Source organism: Mesorhizobium sp. YL-MeA3-2017 (assembly GCF_030814575.1).
GTDB classification, from domain to species: Bacteria; Pseudomonadota; Alphaproteobacteria; order Rhizobiales; family Rhizobiaceae; genus Mesorhizobium; species Mesorhizobium terrae.
Map to the genome: position 1 here is coordinate 4,369,353 of NZ_JAUSVH010000001.1, position 18,849 is coordinate 4,388,201.

Sequence of the window (18,849 nt, forward strand, 5' to 3'; positions counted from 1 at the left end):
GCGACACGGGTTGCACTTGATCCGGTATTGGGAGGGCTTCTGACCCCGGCGGCGGGTCTTCGCCGCCGGGGGATGGCGGTTTATTGCGCCGCCTTGATCTCGCTGACCGTCTTGGAATAGTCGCGCTGCGCATTGCCGACGTCGCGCAACTGCTCGAATTTGACGAGTTCCACGACTGGAATGGTCAGGTTGGGGAACTTGGTGAGGAACTCGGCCGGAAGGCTTTCCATCGCCGGCTTGTTCGGCACCTTGTAGTCGATGTTCAGCGCCGCCCAGGCATGCGTCTTGGCATCGAGGATGTAGTTGATGAACTTGAAGGCCTCGTCCTTGTGTTCGGACGCCTTCATCACCACCATCGTGTCCAGCCAGAGGTCGGAGCCTTCTTTCGGGATCACATATTTGATGGCCGGGTTCTTATCGATGCCGTAGTTGCACCAGCCGTCCCAGGCCTGCACCATCAGCGCCTCGCCGGACACCAGCTTGGAATAGAAGGTGGTGTCGTCATAGGCGAGCAGCGTTTTCTTGGCCGCGATCAGCGTGTCCTTCACTTCGGCCAGCTTGGTCGCATCGGTCTCGTTCACCGAATAGCCCTTGGCCAGGAAGCCGGCGGCAAGCAGCCAGCGGTCGGTCGCCAGCATCGTCGTCTTGCCCTTCAGGTCGGCGGAAGGCGCCAGAAGATCGTTCCATGACGACGGAGCCGCCTTGACCAGATCCGAACGATAGCAGAGGCCGGTCGTGCCCCAGGTGTAGGGCACCGAGAAGGTGTTGCCCGGGTCGTAGGGCAGCTTGGTGGCTTCCGGGTACAGATTGGCGAGATTGGGCACCTTGGCGTGGTCGATCGGTTCGACCAGGCCGAGCTTGTTCAGCACCTCGGCGAAAGGCGATGATACGAACACCACGTCGTAGCCCTTGCCGCCCGAGGCGACGAGCTTGCCCATGATCTCCTCGTTGGTGGCATGCACCACCACCTCGGCGCCGATGCCGCTGGTGGCCTTGAAGGCGTCGACCGTGTCGGGCGCCATGTAGCCGTCCCAGTTGGAAATCACCAGGTCGGCCGACGCCGCCGGCGAAGCCAGCGCGAGCGCAAAGACAAGCATCGCCGAACCGGCTCCGCGCCGGCGGCATGGCAGGACAGTCATGTCGAAACCTCCAATTGTTCGAGCGTCAGCGTTATGGCTGGTCGAAGGCGGCTATGATCCGCTTCTCCGAAGTGTTCCCAGTTTCTTGTCGTTTTGAGAGACAGTACTATTGTGAGAAAAAAAACGTCAATCGATATTTTTTCGCCTACTTCATCGAAGCCACTTGTCCTTTTTGAGACAATCGGCCAAGTCTGAGGGCGACGGCACCAAGCCCAGAGTTGTCATGCAAGCAGCAGACCGCCGACCTCGCGCCAACCATCTGGATCTCGCGCAGCGTATTCTCGACGTTGTGCGGCAGCGGGGTTTCGGTATTGGGGCACGGCTGCCGGAACAGCAGATCGCGCAGCTCTGCAATGTCTCGCGCACCCCGGTGCGAGCGGCGCTGCGGCTGCTGACCGAGCGCGGCATGGTGGAGTGGCAGGCCGAGACCGGTTATCGGCTGGCCATCGATCCGGCCTGGCAGATGGTCGGCGCGGCCGAATTGCCCAGCGCCGAGGAAGACGACATCGCCGACGCCATCCTGCGCGACCGCTCCGCCCGCCGCATCGACGAGACGATTACCGCGAGCGGACTGATCAGGCGCTATGCGGCTGGTCGCGGCGCGGTACTAAAGGCGCTAAAGAAACTGGAAACGGAAAACCTCATCGAACGGGCGCCGGGACAATCCTGGGTGTTTCGGCCATCGCTCGACGGCAGCGAGGCCCGCGCTGAAAGCTACGAGTTCCGCCTCGTCATGGAGCCGGCCGCGATCCTGGCGTCCGGGTTCCGGCTGGACGGTGCGCGCGCCGTTACGCTGCGCCAGCGCATGGAAGCGCTGTTGGCCCTACCGGACACGGCCTTCGACATCCGCGCCTTCCAGGCGATCGACGCCGAGTTTCACGCCATGATCGCGCAGGGCGCGGCCAATCGCTTCATGGCCGAGGCGCTCGCCGGCCATCTCAAGCTCCGGCGCCTGCCGGGCGCGATGTCGGGCGTCAGCGTCTTCCGGCTGCGGCAATCCACGCACGAGCATCTCGGTATTCTCGATCACCTCGAGAGCGGCCAGTTTGAGGTCGCTGCCGACCTTCTGCGCGCGCATTTGCGTGTTTCGCGCAACCAGCGTCCGCATGCGGCCAGTCGCGGGGCGCCAGCCCTGTTCGGCGCCATCGGCAGGCCGAACTGACGTCCCATGGCAGGCGGCGCGCGTCCCACCATCGCCCTGTTTCCGGAAGCCAGTTTCGGCGCCGCGCTGAATTGCGTCGGCATCGCCCAGGCGCTGCAGGCGCGTGGCGCCCGTGCCGTCTTCATCTGTCACGCCGGGTTTTCCGGTGTCTTCGCCGACTACGGTTTCCAGGAATACCAGCTGCCCACCGACGACCGGCTGTCCGAGAGCGAGCGGCAGAACTACTGGCAGGCTTTCGTGAAACGGCATCTGCCGCATTTCCGGCTCGACCCGATCGATCAGATCGAGACCTATGTCGCGCCGACCTGGGAGGCGATCGTCGATACGGTCATCAAGGCCGAGGCGCCGCTCTGCGAGCTTTTGCCGAAGCTTCACCCGGATGCCATCGTGCTCGACAATGTCGCCATGTTCCCGGCGCTGGCCAATGCCGGCTGCCCATGGGTGCGGGTGGTGTCCTGCGCGGAAACCGAACTGCCCGATGCCGCCGTGCCGCCCTATCTCTCGGGATTTGCGGCAGAGGACTCCGACGGCCGCCATGCCTTCGAGGCCCGCTATGTCGATGCCGTCGCCCCCGCCCATGAGCGTTTCAACCGGTTCCGGGCCAGTCGCGGCCTGCCGCCCCTGCCGCCGGGTTCGTTTCTCGAGCCGTCGCCGTCGCTCAACCTTCTGCTCACGCCGGACATCGTGCGCCGGCAGCGCGCCGCGCCGCTCGATCCCGCCAGATATGTCTATCTCGAAGGCTGCGTGCGCACCGAAGGCCCCTACGAGGTGCCGGTGTTCCCGCGGGATGCCGGGCCGCTGGTCTATATGAGCTTTGGCAGCCTCGGTTCCACCGACGTCGACCTCATCGAGCGCATGCTCAAGGTGTTCGCCGCCATGCCGGCGCGCTTCCTGGTCAATGTCGGCAATCTGCGCGATGCCTATCGCGCCGTGCCCGACAATGTCCATCTCGACACCTGGTTCCCGCAGCCGTCGGTCGTCGCCATGGCCGACCTGTTCATTCATCACGGCGGCAACAACTCCTACTGCGAGGCGCTGCGCTTCGGCGTGCCGTCGCTGATCATGCCCTATTGCTGGGACGGCCACGACAATGCCCGCCGCGCCGAGGAAACCAGCACCGGCAAATGGCTGGACCGCGCCCATTGGACGCCGGACGAGCTTGCCGCCGCTGTTGGCGGTCTGCTAGGCGACGATGCCATGCGCGCGCGGTTGGCGGCCAACGCCGCGCATATGGCGGCGCGCCCCGGCGCCGAGCGCGCGGCCGAAGCCATTCTGGCGCTTCTCGACCACTGACCATCAATAACCCAGGAGGACAAAATGCAGATTGACGACCAACGCCCACGTTCCGGCCCTCTGCCCGGCAAGCCGCTCGCAACCTCGGACAAGATTACGGCATGGCGGATAGTGGTGGTGGGACATGACTGATACTGCGAAATGGCTCGAACAGCAGGCGATCTCGGAAGTCGAGTGCCTGGTTCCTGATATGAATGGTGTGCTGCGCGGCAAGATCGTACCCGCGCCGAAACTTCTGGCTCCGGCCGCCGACGCGGCGATCATGCTGCCGAACAGTGCCTTCATGGTGGCGATCACCGGCCACTACAGCGGCGCCGCCGACGACGAAAGCGCCTACCAGGATGCCGATATGCGGCTCCAGCCGGACCTCGCCAGCCTTTGCCCGGCGGCGGGAAATCGCCCCGGTCGCGCTTATGTCTTCGCCGACGCTTTCGCTCAGGACAGAACGCCCTGGCCATCCGCGCCGCGGCAAGTGCTGAAATCGGTGATCGAACTCTATGCGGCGCGCGGCTGGCGTCCGGTGATGGCGCCGGAGCTCGAATTTTATCTGACCGCGCCGAACCCCGACCCCACCGTGCCACCGGCCGCGCCGATCGGCCTTTCGGGTCGTGCCGAGACCTCGGCCAATCCCTACGGAATGGAAGCGCTCGGCGAGTTCCAGCCGGTCATCGATGAGATCTACCGCCGCGCGCAGGTGATGTCCCTGCCGCTGGACACGATGATCCACGAAACCGGCGCCGGCCAGCTTGAGATCAACTTCAAGCACGGCGATCCGCTGCAGCTCGCCGACCAGGTGCTTCTGTTCAAGCGTCTGGTGCGCGAGGCTGCGCGCGAGCACGGGCTGGCGGCCACCTTCATGGCCAAGCCGATCGCCGAGCAGGCGAGCAGCTCCATGCATCTGCACATGTCGGTGGTCGATGCGGTGAGCGGCCTCAACCTGTTCGCCGGCGAGGACGACCGCGACAGCGTGCTGTTCTCGCAGTTCGTCGGTGGGCTTCAGGCCTATGTTCCGCAGGCCATGCCGTTGTTTGCACCGAACGTGAACTCGTTTCGCCGGCTGCGTCCCTCGCTCAGCGCGCCCACCAATGTCGAATGGGCGCGCGACAACCGCACCTGCGGCCTGCGCGTGCCGGCATCGAAGCGGATCGGCCGGCGCGTCGAGAACCGGTTGCCGGGCGCCGACGCCAATCCCTATCTCGCCATGGCCGGGTCGCTGATCTGCGGCTATCTCGGCATCGAGGAGGGACTTGAGCGCAGGCCCGAGGCGCCCAGCAACGCCTACAAGGTGAAATCCACCTTGCCGCGGACGCTGGAGGACGCGCTGTCGCGCCTGGCCGAGTGCGAACCAGTGCGCCATCTGCTGGGGCAGACCTTCACCGACGCATTCCTGCGCCTGAAGCAAGTTGAGCTCGAGAACTTCCAGGGTGTCATCACCGCCTGGGAGCGCGATCATCTGTTCGCGAAGGCATGATCATGGGCTTCAATTCAGGTCTTGATATTGAACGCTCCTATTATGCGGCGACGGCCAATCCGTCGCCGCTTCATGCGCCGCTGACGGGCGAGGTGGATGCCGATCTTGTCGTGGTCGGTGGCGGCTGCACCGGCCTGTCGGCCGCGCTCCATGCCGCCGAGCGTGGGATGAAGGTGGTGCTGCTCGAAGGCGGGCGTATCGGCTGGGGCGCCTCCGGCCGCAATGGTGGCCAGATGATCGTCGGCCTGCGCAAGGGGGCGGCGGAACTGGTCAAGCTCTATGGCCGCGAACGCGCAAAGGCGTTGTTCGACCTCGCCTTCGAGGCCTGGGGGCTGGTGCTGGAGATGATCGAGCGCCATGCCATCGACTGCGACCTCAGGAAAACCGGCCATCTGGTCTGCGCGATCAGCGCTGGCGACATGGCCTGGTTCGAGCGCGAGCTCGAATGCCTGACCACCGTCATGGACTATCCGCACATGCGCATCCTGTCGGCGGCAGAATCGCGGGCGGCCGTCGATTCGCCCTATCACGGCGCTCTCTACGATGCGCTTGGCGGCCACATGCATCCGCTCAACTACACGCTTGGCCTCGCCCGCGCGGCGATAGCGGCGGGGGTGACGATCCACGAGGCGTCGCCAGCCTTGCGGGTGGACCGTCGCGGCGGCATCCGGGTCGAAACGGCGAAGGGTGCGGTACGCGCCCGCCACGTCGTTCTCGCCGGCGACGCCCTGCTGCACGGCATCGATACGAAGGTGGAAAGCCGCATCATGCCGGTGGGCAACTACATCGTCGCTACCGAACCGTTGGTTGATGCTGGCGAGGTCATCCCGAGCAATGCCGCCGTCTCGGACTCGCGTTTCGTCGTCAACTACTACAGGCTCTCAGCCGATGGGCGCCTGTTGTTCGGCGGCGGCGAGCGCTACACGCCGAGCCCGCCGGCCGACATCCAGGCCTTCGTGCGGCCGCATATGGAGCAGACCTTCCCGCAGCTCAAAGGCCGCCGCATCGACTATGCCTGGGGCGGGCTGGTGTCGGTCACCACGTCCCGCTTTCCGCATGTCGGCCGTGACGGTGAGGTCTATTTCGCACACGGCTATTCCGGCAAGGGCGTCATCTTGTCGACGCTCGCCGGCAAGCTGCTAGTCGAAGCGATCGCCGGCGAAACCGGCCGCTTCGACTTGTTCAAGGGACTGAACCCGATGCCGTTCCCTGGCGGTGCGGCCTTGCGAGGGCCGCTCTATGTGCTCGGCATGTTGTGGTACGCCATGCGCGATCGCCTGAAGCACTGACGGCCATTTCCACCGTCGCGCGCTGGCCCTGAACGGTCGGCGCGGCCCGGCGCCAAAGTGGCGCCAAGTTATTGTTTTCATATCATAATATCACGCCAGAAAACGGCGCTCCGAGATATCGTTTCCGGGGCGCCGTTCGCGTTTCGCTGCAGTGCGAAAACAAACTTGACTCATTTAGTAAAGTTATTTAGGCGCGGTTGCAAGGGCCGCGAGAGGGCGTTGCTGGCCCCTGAAAGTTCCATGGAGGGGCGTTATGCAGAAGCTTGCCATCGTGTCGTTGTTGTCTTCCTCGATCCTGGCCGGACCGGCCTTCGCGCAGGACGCGCAAAAACCGGCCCGCGGCACCACGACCACGCTGGACAAGATCATCATCACCGGGCGCGACGACCGCTCGATCTCCACGGTCGCGCAGTCGGTGCAGGTGATCGATCGGGCCGAGGTCGAAACGGCTGTCGGGCAGAACGAAAACGCCTCCGACTTGGTCGCGCGTCTGGTTCCGGGTTATGCGCCGCGAAACCAGACCATCTCCGGCGCCTCGGAAACTTTCCGTGGCCGCAGCGTGCTGATCATGGTCGACGGCGTGCCGCGCAACACGCCGCTCCGCGACGTCTCGCGTATCCTGGCCACCATCGATCTCGACACGGTCGAGCGGGTCGAAGTCATCAACGGTGCCTCCAGCCTCTACGGCGCCGGCGCCACTGGCGGCACCATCAATTTCATCACCAAGCGCGGCACCTCCGACACGCCGAAGGTCACCGTGCGTACCGGCGTCTCCGGCTTCACCGAGAATCTCGGCAAGTCGGCCGGCCCGACCGGCAATGTGCAGGTCGAGGGGCGCAGCGGCGATTTTGACTATTTCGCTTCCGCTTCGGGCAATTTCAGCCGCACCACCTATGACGGCCACGGCAAGGAGATGGCTTCCGACGCGATGCTGGGGCAGGGCGGTGGCGACCGCACTGGCTGGGGCGATCTCTCCGGCGTGCTCGGTTACGAGAACGGTTCGAAGCGTTTCGAGGTGAGCGCCGACTGGACCTATGCCCGCCAGAAGCCCGACTGGTTCACCAACTATCTGGTGAACCCGGTCGCGCCCAATTTCACCGATCCTTACACCGGTGAGCCGCTGGTCGAGGATTCGAAATATCTGACGGCCAAATACACCGACAGCGACTTCGCGCTCGGCAAGCTCGAGGTGAAGGCCTTCTACAACGACATCTTCAAGCAGTCGCCCTTCACCAAATTCTCCAGGGTGAACTCACAGGTCTATATCCCTACCAATCCGGCCCGTCCGACGCTTTTGCCGCTGAACCGGGACCCGACCGCCTCCTTCAATCAGACGGCGCTGGAGGTGCAGCGCACCGGCGTCAACCTCACCATCAACACGCCGGTCGACTTCGTCACCCAGGGCAGCAACCTCACCTGGGGCGTCGACTATACTTTCGACAACACCACCCAGTCGCTGCTCAACGGCCAGGACGCGATCGCGCCTTCGACGCAGAATTCAGTCGCCGCCTTCGCCCAGGCCGAAGTGCCGGTCACCGAGCGTTTCCGTATCCAGGGCGGCGTCCGCTTCGAGCAGTTCTATCTGGATGTCGATAACTTCAAGCGGCCGGCCGCGGCCATGCTCGTCGGCTCCAACCTGGTCGCCCTGCCGGCCATAGATGTCGTTGGCGGATCGTTCGACTACAACGCTGCCACCTTCAATGCCGGCGCCGTCTTCGACATCACTCAGGAACTGCAGGCCTTCGGCAATTTCTCGCAGGGCTACAGCCTGACCGACATTGGTGGCTTCACCCGACGCGCCGGCTTGAACACCAATGCCGAGACCTGCGACGCCTACGGCACCAGCATCAGGCCGCTGCTGCCTTGCACCAACGCGCCGGACTACAAGGTCAGCTACGCCGACATCGCGCCGGAGCCGCAGCTCGTCAACAACTGGGAGGCTGGTCTGCGCGGCGACTGGGGCAATGTGCGCGGTGGCGTCAGCGCCTATCTGTCGACCTCCGACAACGGTGTCAGTTACGACATCGCAGCCAACCGCGTCTCCCAGCAGAAGGAGCGCATCTGGGGCTTCGAGGCCAACGCCGAATATGACCTCACAGACATGTTCACGCTGGGTGGATCGGTCGGCTATGTCGAGGGCAAGTACGACGCCAACAAGGACGGCAAGATCGGTTCGAACGAGTATCTGCCCAACAACCGCATCCCCACCACCTACAAGGGGTTGGCCTATGTCGTCACGCATTTCGACAACAACCTGACGCTGCGTACCGAGCTGGAGATGTTCTCCGGGCGCGACCGCATTCCCACCCAGCAGCTAGACGGTGCGGTGCTGGCCAATATCGGCGTGACCAAGAAGTTCGCCGGCGGCCAGGAGCTCAATTTCGCGGTCCGCAACCTGTTCGACACCTACTACATTAACCCGACCGCCTCGGCGACACGCGGTGCCGACGTGCCCGGCCTCGGACGCACCATCGCCGCGTCCTTCAAGGTCACCTTCTGACGGCGGTGGCATGAGCGTTTCACTCACCCTCGAACGATCGGTCGCGACACTGTCCGGCTTCGCACCGGCGCGCGAGGACGACGCCGAACGCTACGTCGCCGCCTTGCATGCGGTCACTGCGCTGGAGGAGGGATTTGCCCTCCTCGTCGAGTTCGCCGTACCGATCTTGCTGTCGCCGGAGCAGAAGAAGGCGCAGAATCTCTGGTACAAATCGAGCCGGGAACGCCTGAACCGCGCTTGCGTCGCTTGCGCCATCGTACGCCCGACCGCCGATGAGGAGATGCAGCGCACCTTCCAGGGCCTGTTCGCCTTCCCGTTGTTGGCAACGCGCGACCGTGCCGAAGCGCAGGCTTTCCTGGCCCAGCATCTGGCGGGGAGGGTGCCGGCATGAGCCCGGTCGCGTCGCCCCGCATATCGCCGGCCAACTCGCGCATGCGGCTCTTCGCCGTTCTTGGCGGGCTCTATCTGGCGCAGGGCATCCCCACCTATCTGTTCGCCGCCGCGATCCCGCCGATCCTGCGCGAGCAGGGCGTTTCGCGCACCGCCATCGGCATGCTGTCGCTTTTGATGCTGCCGCTGGTGCTGAAGTTCCTGTGGGCGCCTTTGATTGACCGCTACCGTCCGTTCGCGCGGGCGCATCGCGCCAGCTGGGTCATCATTACCCAGCTTGGCATCATCGCGGCGTTGCTCGGCATGCTTGTCGTCAAACCCACCGACGTCATGGCGATCTTCTGGATCGGCTTTTTCGTCGCCATGCTTTTATCGGCACAGGATATCGCCACCGACGGTTACGCCGCCAAATATCTCGACCCGGCCGACCGGCCTGTCGGCAATGCCATCCAGGGCGGCGCCGTGGCGCTTGGCGTCGTAATTGGCGGCACGCTCGGCCTTGTCCTCTATCACCGCTTCGGCTGGGACGCCGCCATGGTCACGATCGCGGCGCTTTCGTTCATTCCGCTGGTGGCCGCGTTCGCCATGCGCGAGACCGACCCGGCCGGCACTGCGGAGGCCGCGCTCAGCAAGCCGTCGATCCGCAATTTCCTCGCCCGGCCCGAAGCGCGGCGGATCCTGTGGATCGCGCTGGTCTACCGCGCCAGCGAAGGATTGGTGAAGTCGATGGAGGGCGCCTATCTCGTCGATGCCGGCGTGCCGCTCGACTGGATCGGCTATCTCTCCGGTGGCGCCGCCGTCACCGTTGGCCTCGGCGGCTCCTTCATCGCGGCGCTGCTCCTGCACAAATACGGTTCGGCAACGGTGCTGGCGCTGCTTGGTGGGCTGCGCACCATCTGCTTCGCCATCTTCATGCTGCACGCATTCGCGTTGTTCACGGGCGCCGCGCCAATCTTCGGCGCTTCCTTCCTGCAGACGATGGTGCGTTACATGGAAATCGTCGCGCTCTACAGCCTGTTCATGTCGGTCACTTCGTCCGACCAGCCGGGCACCGATTTCACCATCCTGTCCTGCGCCCAGCTCATCGTCTATCTCGTCGGTTCGATGCTGGCCGGCCGTCTCGCAGATCTTCTGGGCTACGGCCCGCTTTTCGTGCTGGCGACTGCGATCTCAGGCCTCGCCGTGATCATGACCTATGGCATGCTGCGCAGCGCGGCGGCCGCCGAGCGTCAGGCGGAGGCCATCTCATGACCGCGCGCGGGTTGATGGTTTCAGCGGTGCGTTTCCATGCGTCCGCGCAGCGCGACGGCGATTGCCGCCGCAACGACAGCCAGGCCCGCGCAACCGACCAGCGGCAGCATCGGTGCCAGGTGAAAGGCGAAGCCGCCGACCAGGGCCCCGACCGTCTGCCCGACAATATGGGCGCTCGACAGCCAGCCGGCGGCCGCCCCCTGTTCCTGGGTGTCGACGCGTCGCGCAAGCCAGGCCGTATAGGCCGGCGTCGCCAAGGCCGTGCCGAAACCGGTCGTCACAAGCGCCGCGGCGCCAGCGCCATAACCTTGCGCCATGACGAGGCCGGCCATTCCGGCCACGATCAATCCGGTGCCGGCAAGAATGCCGCTGCGCTCGCTCCAGCGCAGTCTAGGGATGGCAAGAACCTGCACCGTGATCATGGCGACGGCGACCAGCGCCAGCGCGGCACCCGTTGCGGCGGTCGCCCCGCTGGCATTGAGGCCGAGCTTCCATTGCAGCAGCGGCCCCAGCATGATCTGCACCTGCCCGAAACCGGCGGTGAGGCTGACGCCTATCAGCAGGAAGGGCAGGATGCGGTGGTCGAGCGGCGAGAGCCTCGGCACGGCAACGGCCCCCGGTTCCAACTTGGTAGCGCCTTTGGGCGCCAGCCACAGAAGCAGCGGCGCCAGGGCGAACAAGGCCACGGTCAGTTGCGCCGTGATCGCGGCCAACGCACCCGCCAGCGAACCGGCCAGTCGGCCAAGATTGAGGCCGGCGCCGAGCAGGCCGAAGGCGGCTTGCCGACGCTCGGCTTCGATCGTGCCGGCGAGCCAAGCCTGAGCCGTCGGCATCACGCCGGCGGCCGCGAAACCGTAGATCAGCCGGGAGGCGACCAGCCCGGCCAGCACGAAAGCATAGGCGCTTTGCCCCATCAACAATTGCGCTACCAGAAGCGCCTGAGCACCCAGCATGGCAAGCCCGAGCAGGCGCATCAGGCGGCCATGGCCGATGCTGCCGCCGACGCTGCCCCACAACGGCGCGCCGACCAGGAAGGCGAGGGTGCCCGCGGCCACCGCAAGACCAAGATCGATGGTCGCCAGCCCGAGCCGCGCCATGATCAGCGGTATCAGCACGACGAAGGCCGACTGGCCGAAACCAATAGACATGACGCCGAGTGCGAGGCGTCGAACGAGTTTTGTATCAGTGGTGGAAATGGGTGGGGTCATGTTTCGTCAAGTTGCCGCGGATTATTTCGAGTAATTCCAATTCCACAGCAGTTTTATGATTACAAGTACTTTAGGCGATCGAGATGTATTTTGATATAAATCGAGAAATACAAGACATTATATTGCCGTCGGTCGACAGGTTGCTCAATTCCTTGATCCGGGAGTGGGGCGGCTGCCGCTTCGATACCGCCGCGCGTTTTGCCTCCTCTCTCGGCGCGGCCGAGGTTCTCGTCCTCGATCTGCCGGCCAGCGATGTCGTGGTGTTCGTGCCGGTGCGGCACAGGTCCAGTGTCGGCTATCACGGTTTCGCGGGGCCGCTGCGGTTGCTGTCGGGCGGCAGGACCGACCCGGTCGAAATCGGCCTTTTCGACGTGCTCGCCATGTTGCTGCGCGAGCCCGACATCTGCGAACACTCCAGCCTGGCCAGTCGGCTCAACCTGTTCCGGCGTGCGGCGGCTAGTGTCGCGGCGGTGGCAGAGGTAGCGACCGCGCGGGGCAAGGTGCGGCCTTTCGCCGACGGTATTCCCGATTTCATCGGGGCGGAAAGCGCGCTGCGCTTCGGCCACGCCGTGCACCCCACGCCGCTGAGCCGCGACGAATTCTCCAGCGAGGATTCGCGCCGCTTCGGCCATGAATATGGCGGCTCGTTCCAGTTGCGCTGGTGGGCGGTCCATCCAGATGTCTTCGTCAGCGGCTCCGTCGCGCCACACGATGTCGGGCGAATGGTGCAGGGGCTCGCCGGCGGCGATACCGGCCTGCTCGCAAAGGCCGAGTGCGCCGAAGGCATGCGGCTTTTTCCCATGCATCCCTGGCAGGCCTCGCGGCTGATGCTGATGCCGGCGGTGCAGGCATTGTTCGAGGCTGGCTTGGTGCGCGATCTCGGCCTCGGTGGCCCGCCTTGGCGCGCGACGACCTCGCTGCGCACCATTCACTGCGCCGATTGCGACTGGATGATGAAATTCTCGCTCGATCTCAAGCTCACCAATTCCCGCCGTGTTATCGAGCGCCGCGAATGCGACCGCGGCATGTCCGTGCACAGCTTGATCAAAGGCGCTCTGGGCGAGCGGTTGGCGCAAGAATGCCCGACGCTTACCGTGCTTGGCGAGCCGGCCTGGATGGCGCTGCGCGACGGCCTCGACTGCGCCGTTTTGGCTAGCACGATCGTCTCGTTTCGCGAGAATCCCTTCCGGCACGGCGATGCGCCGAAGGCGGCGGTGCTTGGCGCGCTTTGCGAGCGCCACCCCGGCCAGGCGCAAAGCCACCTGTCCGATCTCGTTCATTTTGTTGCGAAGCGGGAGGGGTTGCAGCCGCAGGCCGCCGCCGAACGCTGGTTCGAGCGTTTCCTGGACGTGGCGGTCGAACCTTTCTTCCTCGCCTTCTCTGAATTCGGACTGTTGTTCGGCGCCCATCAGCAAAATCTCGTCGTGGGCTTGGATGACGGCTGGCCGGACCGGCTCTATTTCCGCGATTGCCAGGGCACCGGCTATGTCAGCGAATTCCTACCGCTGCTGCGCAAGCACCTGCCCTCGGCCGGCGGCAAGGGCGATCACGTCTTCGACGCACCTGCCGCCGCGCAATTGCTCGGCTACTACCTGGTCATCAACGGCGTCTTTGCCGCTATCTCGGCGCTGGCCGATGCCGGGCTTTCCAGCGAGGACGACCTGCTCGCGTATTTTCGGCGGCTGCTGGAACGGCTCGCGGCGCGGCCATCCGGCAACCTGGCCTGTCTCGACTATCTGCTCCGTTCACCGACACTCGGCACCAAGGGCAATTTCCTGTTTTCGTTGAAAAACACCAACGAAAACACTGAGGTCACCGACCCGCTTGCCGGCTACGTCCAGATGCCAAACCCGCTTTTCACGAGGAAGCCTGCATGAACATCCAGCAGAGAGAAAGGCCCGGCGAAACCGCCGGCATATTGGCCACGAGCAAGCACTATCTGGGGTCGGACGACGGTGCCTTCGAAGTCCATTTCGACGGCGCTCATCTCAAGCTCGCGTCATCCGTCGGTGCCGCGATGGCACGGGCGACGCTCACCCGGCATGAGGCGGGCCTGCTTCTCGAAGACATTGCCTTCGAGCCGGGCCGGCGGGATCAGCCGCAGATGCTGGCGGCGCTGGCCGACGCTATCTTTTGTCGTTTCCACGAGGTCAGGCAGATACTGCTGCCACCGGTCGAGGAAGCCTGGCCGGTGATCGCGCTCGCCACGGCGCATACCGACGAACCCGTTGCCAGCAGACAGCGCACAATTGTCGAGAGGTCGAAGTTCAACCAATTGCCGCTTTTGTGGCGCAGGCAGGCCTCGCACCTCACCTATCCCACGCTCGAAACCGGAATCGGTCCGGCCGACCGGTTGCCGCCGCTGCGCCCGCCGCGCCCGAACGGCATGCTTTATGAACGCTGGTTGCCGGAACTTGGCCTCACCATCGCTTTCCGGCCAATTGACCGCCACCGCGATCTCGATCTCTTCCATGATTGGATGAACGATGGCCGGGTGTCCTTCTTCTGGGAACTGGCGCAGAGCCGCGAGGAGCTCAATGCCTATCTCTCCGCACAGGAACAGGACCCACACATTTTCGGCGCCATCGCCAGCCTGGACGGCGAGCCGACCGGCTATCTGGAATTCTACTGGGCCAAGGAGGATCGGCTCGGACCCTGCTACGAACCGCAGGACTACGATCGCGGCTGGCACGCGCTGATCGGCAACAAGCGCCATCTCGGCCGGCCGAAGACCTTGGCGTTGTTCCGCTCGGTCACGCACTATTTGTTCCTGGACGATCCCCGCACCCAGCGCATCGTCGGCGAACCGCGCGCGTCGAACCACAAGATGCTGAGCTATTGCGCCCACGCCGCCTACGACAAGGTCAAGGAGTTCGATTTCCCGCACAAGCGCGCCATGCTGGTGTGCTGCGAGCGCGAGCGCTTCTTCCACGAGGTGCCGCTGTGACGGCGCCCGGTATGGCGCTCGGCCCGTTGCAGAAAGGGCGGGTCGTCACCGGCGAGCTGTGGCGGCGGGCCAACCGCGCCATCCTGGCGCGTGCGATCTCCGAGCTCACCTACGAGGAGGTGTTGACCGCCCGCCCGCTCGATGCCGCCAACAGGCGTTGGGAAGTGCCGCTCGGCGAAGGGCTCGCTTACCGCTTCGGCGCGGCGCGGCGCATCTGGGGTCAATTGTCGATCGATCCCGAAACGCTTGTCCGGGCCGCGCCCGAGGAAAAGCCGGCCGACGATGCCGTCGCCTTCTTTGTCGATGCGCGGACCGTGCTCGACATCTCGGCGCCCACGCTGAGCACCTATGCCAGGGAGCTCTACAACACCCTCATGGCCGATACGCGCATTCTTGCCGAACGCCAGCCGCTGACCGCCTTCGACCTTGCCCGTCTGCCGGATCTCGATTTGCAGCGCCTGCTCGACGGCCATCCGAAGGCTCCCGCCAACAAGGGCCGCATCGGCTGGGGGCTGGAGGCATTTCAGGCCTATTCGCCGGAATTCGGATCGGAGTTCCAGCTGTTCTGGATCGCCGCGGCGCGCTCGCATCTGCGCCTGTCGCTCGATGCCGGTCTGGATGAAGCGGCACTTCTCAATGCGGCGCTCAACCGTAGCGAGCGGGCGCGCCTGGAAGCCGCGCGCGATGCGGCCGGCATCTCCGCCGACACGCATGCGCTCGTCCCGGTCCATCCCTGGCAGTGGCAGGCCATGCTCGCCGCAACCTATGCCGGGGAGATCGCCGCCGGCCGCATCGTCCCGCTCGGCCAGTTCGGCGATCGTTTCGCCGCGCAGCAGTCCTTGCGCACGCTGGCCAATGTCTCGCGGCCCGAGGCGCTGCATGTGAAGCTGCCGCTCACGGTGCTCAACACCTCGGCCTGGCGCGGCGTGCCCGGCAAATACATGGACATCGGCCCCGCACTGTCGCGCTGGCTGGCCGGGATGGCGGCAACCGATCCGGCGTTGGAACCGGTCCGGGTTCTGGGCGAGGTGGCTGGTGCCTTCTATCCGCACCCACAGTTCGAGCGCATCCCCGAAGCGCCTTACCAGCATCTCGAAATGCTGGGTGCCATCTGGCGCGAAAGCCCGTTGCAGGGGCTGCCGAAAGGGCGGCGACCGATGATGATGGGCGCGCTCCCGCAATGCGATGCGGGCGGCCGTCCCGTCATCAGCGCGCTGATCGAATTGTCCGGTCTCGGTCACGAAGCCTGGCTGGAGCGCCTGTTCTCAACCGTCTTCGTGCCGCTTTACCACTTCCTGTGCCGCTACGGCGTCGGCTTCATCGCGCATGGGCAGAACATCACGGTTATCCTCGAGGGCGATGTCCCGGTCGGCGTCGCGGTCAAGGATTTCCAGGGCGATCTCGATCTCGTCGATGTCGATTTCGTCGAACTCGCCACGCTCGATCCGGCGGTGCGCGCCACGCTGAAGAAGCGCCCGCCGGCGCATCTTTTCCAGCATCTGCAAACCGGCCACATCGCCAGCGTGCTGCGTTTCGTCTCGGCCGCGCTGGCCGATTTCGACGGGTTCGACGAGGCCGTTTTCTATCGCGTTCTGGCCGATTGCGTCGTTCGCTACCAGTCGCGACATCCGGAACTCGCCGAGCGGTTCCGCCTGTTTGACCTGCTCCAGCCAAAGATGCCGCGCATCGCCATCAACAAGGTCCGCTTCGCCATCGGTTATGGCGACGCTGGCGAACGCCCGGTCCCGGCACTCGGCACCGAACTCGACAATCCATTGTATCTCGGCCTGACGATCGGCCGGGGCAAAGCGGCCTGACCAACAACGGAGCTGTCCCATGACATCGCCAGTCCTCGACCTCGCCGGCATCGGTGTCGGCCCATTTCACTTAAGCCTCGCCGCGCATCTCGACGCCATCCCGGCCGCGAAGGCGCATTTCTTCGACGACAAGCCGGCCTTCGACTGGCATCCGGGCATGATGCTGGAGGGCGTCGAATTGCAGACCTCCTTCATGAAGGATCTGGTGACGGCGACACTGCCGACCAGCCCCTGGACCTTCGCCAGCTACCTGGTCTCGCAGAAGCGTTTCTATGAATTCCTCAACGCCGATTTCGATGCGATCCCTCGGCGCGAGTTTGCGCGCTATCTGGCTTGGGTCGCCGGTAACCTCGACAATCTGCGCTTCGGCCGCCCGGTGCGCGAGGTTCGTTTCGAGGACGGGCTGTTCCACATCCGCCTTGATGACGACGCATGCATGGCCCGCAACCTGTCGCTCGGTGTCGGCCTGAAACCGAACATCCCAGCCTGGGGGCAGGTGGCCCATGGCCAGTCCTGCTTCCATACCAGCGAAGCTGCTTACCGGCTGGAGGGTCTCAAAGGCCGACGCATCGTCGTTGTCGGCGGCGGCCAGAGCGGCGCCGAGATCATGCAGCATCTGTTGTCGCGACCCGAAGCAGCAAGCCAGTCGATTGCCTGGATCAGCCGCCGGCAGAACTTTCAGACGCTTGACGATTCCCCCTTCACCGACGAATTTTTCACGCCGCACTATGTCGAGCGTTTCCACGCGCTGCCGCATTCGCGCCGCCAGGCCACGGTGGCGCAGCAGAAACTGGCCGGCGACGGCATTTCGGCCTCGACGCTGCGCGCCATCTATCAAAAGAGCTATGCGCTGCGTCATCTGTCGGCCGACGAGCACGACCTCGCCTTCATGCCGCATCGCGAGGTTCTCGATTTGCGCTGCGAGGGCGGCGAGTTCCGGCTGGTGATGCGCAATGGTTTCGACGGCAGTGTCGAGATGGCCAGCGCCGATGCCATCGTTCTGGCCACCGGCTATGTCTTCACCGTGCCGGAGTTCCTGGCGCCGCTGGCCGATCGGCTCGATCTCGACGAGCGCGGTCTCTATCGGCTGCGCGACGATTTTTCGGTGGAATGGGATGGCCCGGCAAGCGCGCGCATCTTCGCGCTCAACGCTGGTCGCCACAGTCACGGCATCGCCGAGCCGCAGCTCAGCTTGATGGCATGGCGCAGCGCGGTCATCGTCAATGCACTGCTCGGCCGCCGGCATTTCGACCTATCGCCGCGGCCCTCGGCCATGCGCTGGACCGCCGATGCGGCGCCGGCACTGTCGCAAGCCGCGTTGCAGCAGCCTCAAGCGAGGGGGTGAGCCACCGGCGTCCAGATCACATCCTCGATCCTGTGGGCGCCGGTCGCCAGCATTGCCAGCCGGTCGAAGCCGAGCGCGATGCCGCTTGCCTCGGGCATCGTCGCCAGCGCGGCGAGGAAATCCTCGTCGATCGGATAGCGTTCGCCATAGATCTTTTCCTTGGCGTCCATGTCGGCGCCAAAGCGGATGCGTTGTTCGACCGGGTCGGTGAGTTCGCCGAAGGCGTTGGCCAGTTCCACGCCGCAGCAATAGAGCTCGAACCGCTCGGCGACGCGCGGGTCGGCTGGGCTCGGCCGGGCAAGGGCGGCTTCGGGGATGGGGTATTCGCACAGGATGGTCGCGCGGCCCATGCCGAGTTCGGGTTCCACTTTCTCGACCATCACCCGGCTGAACAGATCGGACCAGCTGTCGTCCGCCGCCGTGCGAAGGCTGGCTTGCGCAACCGCGGCATGAAGCGCGTCGCGGTCCGTGTCGCCGTTGGGCGAGACCGTGGCCAGGAGGTCGATGCCGGCATGGCGCCGAAACGCTTCGGCCACCGTCAATCGCTCGGGGGGCAGGAAAGGATCGGCCTCGCGGCCGCGATAGACAAAGCGTTTTGTGCCGGCGCATTCGGCCGCCAACGACAAAAGTTCAGCGCAATCCGCCATCAGCTGGTCGTAGGTCTCGCCGACCCGGTACCACTCGATCATGGTGAACTCGGGATGGTGCAGCGGCCCGCGCTCGCGGTTGCGGTAGACCGGGCCGAGACTGAAAATGCGCTTTTCGCCGGCGGCCAGCAGCTTCTTGCAGGCAAATTCCGGCGACGTATGCAGGTAAAGCGGCTGCCGGCCGCCATCCGGCCCGATCGCTTCCGTGGCGAAGGCGGACAGATGCGTCTCGTTGCCCGGCGATGTCTGCAGGATCGCCGTCTGCACCTCGATGAAATCGCCGCTGGTGAACCAGTTCCGGATCGCGGCGGCGATGCGGTTGCGCATCATCAACCGGGGTCGGCGGTCGGCGTGGACGTCAGGAGTCCACCAGGGCGAGGCTTCAATCAT

General features: G+C 64.9%; 14 protein-coding genes. 11 read left to right on the forward strand and 3 right to left on the reverse strand.

Annotated elements, in window-relative coordinates:
* Positions 1-80: 80 nt before the first annotated feature.
* The gene (locus QFZ88_RS20585) at positions 81-1,139 is read right to left on the reverse strand and encodes a polyamine ABC transporter substrate-binding protein (protein WP_024927193.1); all 1,059 of its coding nucleotides are present in this window, start codon (positions 1,137-1,139) and stop codon (positions 81-83) included.
* Between the two features lie 223 nt (positions 1,140-1,362).
* On the opposite strand from QFZ88_RS20585, the gene QFZ88_RS20590 reads away from it, so the two are divergent.
* The 7 genes from QFZ88_RS20590 to QFZ88_RS20620 all read left to right on the forward strand — a co-directional run bounded on the left by QFZ88_RS20590 (position 1,363) and on the right by QFZ88_RS20620 (position 10,495).
* Positions 1,363-2,301, forward strand: coding sequence for a GntR family transcriptional regulator (locus QFZ88_RS20590; RefSeq protein ID WP_024927194.1), 939 nt, complete (start codon positions 1,363-1,365; stop codon positions 2,299-2,301).
* A 6-nt stretch (positions 2,302-2,307) separates the two neighbouring features.
* Positions 2,308-3,594, forward strand: coding sequence for a nucleotide disphospho-sugar-binding domain-containing protein (locus QFZ88_RS20595; protein ID WP_024927304.1), 1,287 nt, complete (start codon positions 2,308-2,310; stop codon positions 3,592-3,594).
* Positions 3,595-3,718: 124 nt separating this feature from the next.
* Positions 3,719-5,065 carry a glutamine synthetase family protein gene (locus tag QFZ88_RS20600; RefSeq protein WP_024922635.1) on the forward strand — a complete coding sequence of 449 codons (1,347 nt, stop codon included), beginning with the start codon at positions 3,719-3,721 and terminating at the stop codon, positions 5,063-5,065.
* A 2-nt stretch (positions 5,066-5,067) separates the two neighbouring features.
* Entirely contained in the window at positions 5,068-6,354 is a 1,287-nt protein-coding gene (locus tag QFZ88_RS20605; RefSeq protein ID WP_036255434.1) for an NAD(P)/FAD-dependent oxidoreductase, read from the forward strand.
* Between the two features lie 253 nt (positions 6,355-6,607).
* Positions 6,608-8,854, forward strand: a complete 2,247-nt coding sequence (locus QFZ88_RS20610) for a TonB-dependent receptor (protein ID WP_024922633.1) — start codon at positions 6,608-6,610, stop codon at positions 8,852-8,854.
* A gap of 10 nt (positions 8,855-8,864) precedes the next feature.
* Positions 8,865-9,245 carry a hypothetical protein gene (locus QFZ88_RS20615; RefSeq protein WP_024922632.1) on the forward strand — a complete coding sequence of 127 codons (381 nt, stop codon included), beginning with the start codon at positions 8,865-8,867 and terminating at the stop codon, positions 9,243-9,245.
* Positions 9,242-10,495: an MFS transporter gene (locus QFZ88_RS20620; protein ID WP_024922631.1), complete on the forward strand. Its 1,254-nt coding sequence runs from the start codon at positions 9,242-9,244 to the stop codon at positions 10,493-10,495. The genes QFZ88_RS20615 and QFZ88_RS20620 overlap by 4 nt, the downstream gene beginning before the upstream one ends.
* A gap of 20 nt (positions 10,496-10,515) precedes the next feature.
* Here the strand turns inward: QFZ88_RS20620 and QFZ88_RS20625 are convergent, their stop codons facing one another.
* Positions 10,516-11,703 (reverse strand): MFS transporter, encoded by a 1,188-nt coding sequence (locus QFZ88_RS20625; protein ID WP_024922630.1) that lies wholly within the window; start codon positions 11,701-11,703, stop codon positions 10,516-10,518.
* Between the two features lie 122 nt (positions 11,704-11,825).
* Here QFZ88_RS20625 and QFZ88_RS20630 point away from each other — a divergent pair, with 122 nt between their 5' ends.
* From QFZ88_RS20630 to QFZ88_RS20645, 4 genes are read left to right on the forward strand one after another with little or no spacing between them, the layout of a single operon-like run.
* Positions 11,826-13,580, forward strand: a complete 1,755-nt coding sequence (locus QFZ88_RS20630; RefSeq protein WP_024922629.1) for an IucA/IucC family protein — start codon at positions 11,826-11,828, stop codon at positions 13,578-13,580.
* Positions 13,577-14,650, forward strand: a complete 1,074-nt coding sequence (locus QFZ88_RS20635; RefSeq protein WP_024922628.1) for a GNAT family N-acetyltransferase — start codon at positions 13,577-13,579, stop codon at positions 14,648-14,650. The genes QFZ88_RS20630 and QFZ88_RS20635 overlap by 4 nt, the downstream gene beginning before the upstream one ends.
* Positions 14,647-16,467 (forward strand): IucA/IucC family protein, encoded by a 1,821-nt coding sequence (locus QFZ88_RS20640; RefSeq protein WP_244431350.1) that lies wholly within the window; start codon positions 14,647-14,649, stop codon positions 16,465-16,467. Before QFZ88_RS20635 ends, QFZ88_RS20640 begins: the two co-directional genes overlap by 4 nt.
* Positions 16,468-16,486: 19 nt before the next feature.
* On the forward strand, positions 16,487-17,812 hold the full coding sequence (locus QFZ88_RS20645) for a lysine N(6)-hydroxylase/L-ornithine N(5)-oxygenase family protein (RefSeq protein ID WP_024922626.1): 1,326 nt from the start codon (positions 16,487-16,489) through the stop codon (positions 17,810-17,812).
* Here the strand turns inward: QFZ88_RS20645 and epmA are convergent.
* Complete coding sequence (gene epmA / locus QFZ88_RS20650) at positions 17,797-18,849, reverse strand: EF-P lysine aminoacylase EpmA (RefSeq protein WP_024922625.1); 1,053 nt, start codon at positions 18,847-18,849, stop codon at positions 17,797-17,799. The genes QFZ88_RS20645 and epmA overlap by 16 nt on opposite strands.

Bases quoted from the DNA above. Each gene is read 5' to 3' on its own strand.
- QFZ88_RS20585 (WP_024927193.1), bottom strand. From the start codon at position 1,139: ATGACTGTCCTGCCATGCCGCCGGCGCGGAGCCGGTTCGGCGATGCTT.
- QFZ88_RS20620 (WP_024922631.1), top strand. From the start codon at position 9,242: ATGAGCCCGGTCGCGTCGCCCCGCATATCGCCGGCCAACTCGCGCATG.
- QFZ88_RS20605 (WP_036255434.1), top strand. From the start codon at position 5,068: ATGGGCTTCAATTCAGGTCTTGATATTGAACGCTCCTATTATGCGGCG.
- QFZ88_RS20645 (WP_024922626.1), top strand. From the start codon at position 16,487: ATGACATCGCCAGTCCTCGACCTCGCCGGCATCGGTGTCGGCCCATTT.
- QFZ88_RS20590 (WP_024927194.1), top strand. From the start codon at position 1,363: ATGCAAGCAGCAGACCGCCGACCTCGCGCCAACCATCTGGATCTCGCG.
- QFZ88_RS20635 (WP_024922628.1), top strand. From the start codon at position 13,577: ATGAACATCCAGCAGAGAGAAAGGCCCGGCGAAACCGCCGGCATATTG.
- QFZ88_RS20625 (WP_024922630.1), bottom strand. From the start codon at position 11,703: ATGACCCCACCCATTTCCACCACTGATACAAAACTCGTTCGACGCCTC.
- epmA (WP_024922625.1), bottom strand. From the start codon at position 18,849: ATGATTGAAGCCTCGCCCTGGTGGACTCCTGACGTCCACGCCGACCGC.
- QFZ88_RS20615 (WP_024922632.1), top strand. From the start codon at position 8,865: ATGAGCGTTTCACTCACCCTCGAACGATCGGTCGCGACACTGTCCGGC.
- QFZ88_RS20600 (WP_024922635.1), top strand. From the start codon at position 3,719: ATGACTGATACTGCGAAATGGCTCGAACAGCAGGCGATCTCGGAAGTC.
- QFZ88_RS20595 (WP_024927304.1), top strand. From the start codon at position 2,308: ATGGCAGGCGGCGCGCGTCCCACCATCGCCCTGTTTCCGGAAGCCAGT.
- QFZ88_RS20610 (WP_024922633.1), top strand. From the start codon at position 6,608: ATGCAGAAGCTTGCCATCGTGTCGTTGTTGTCTTCCTCGATCCTGGCC.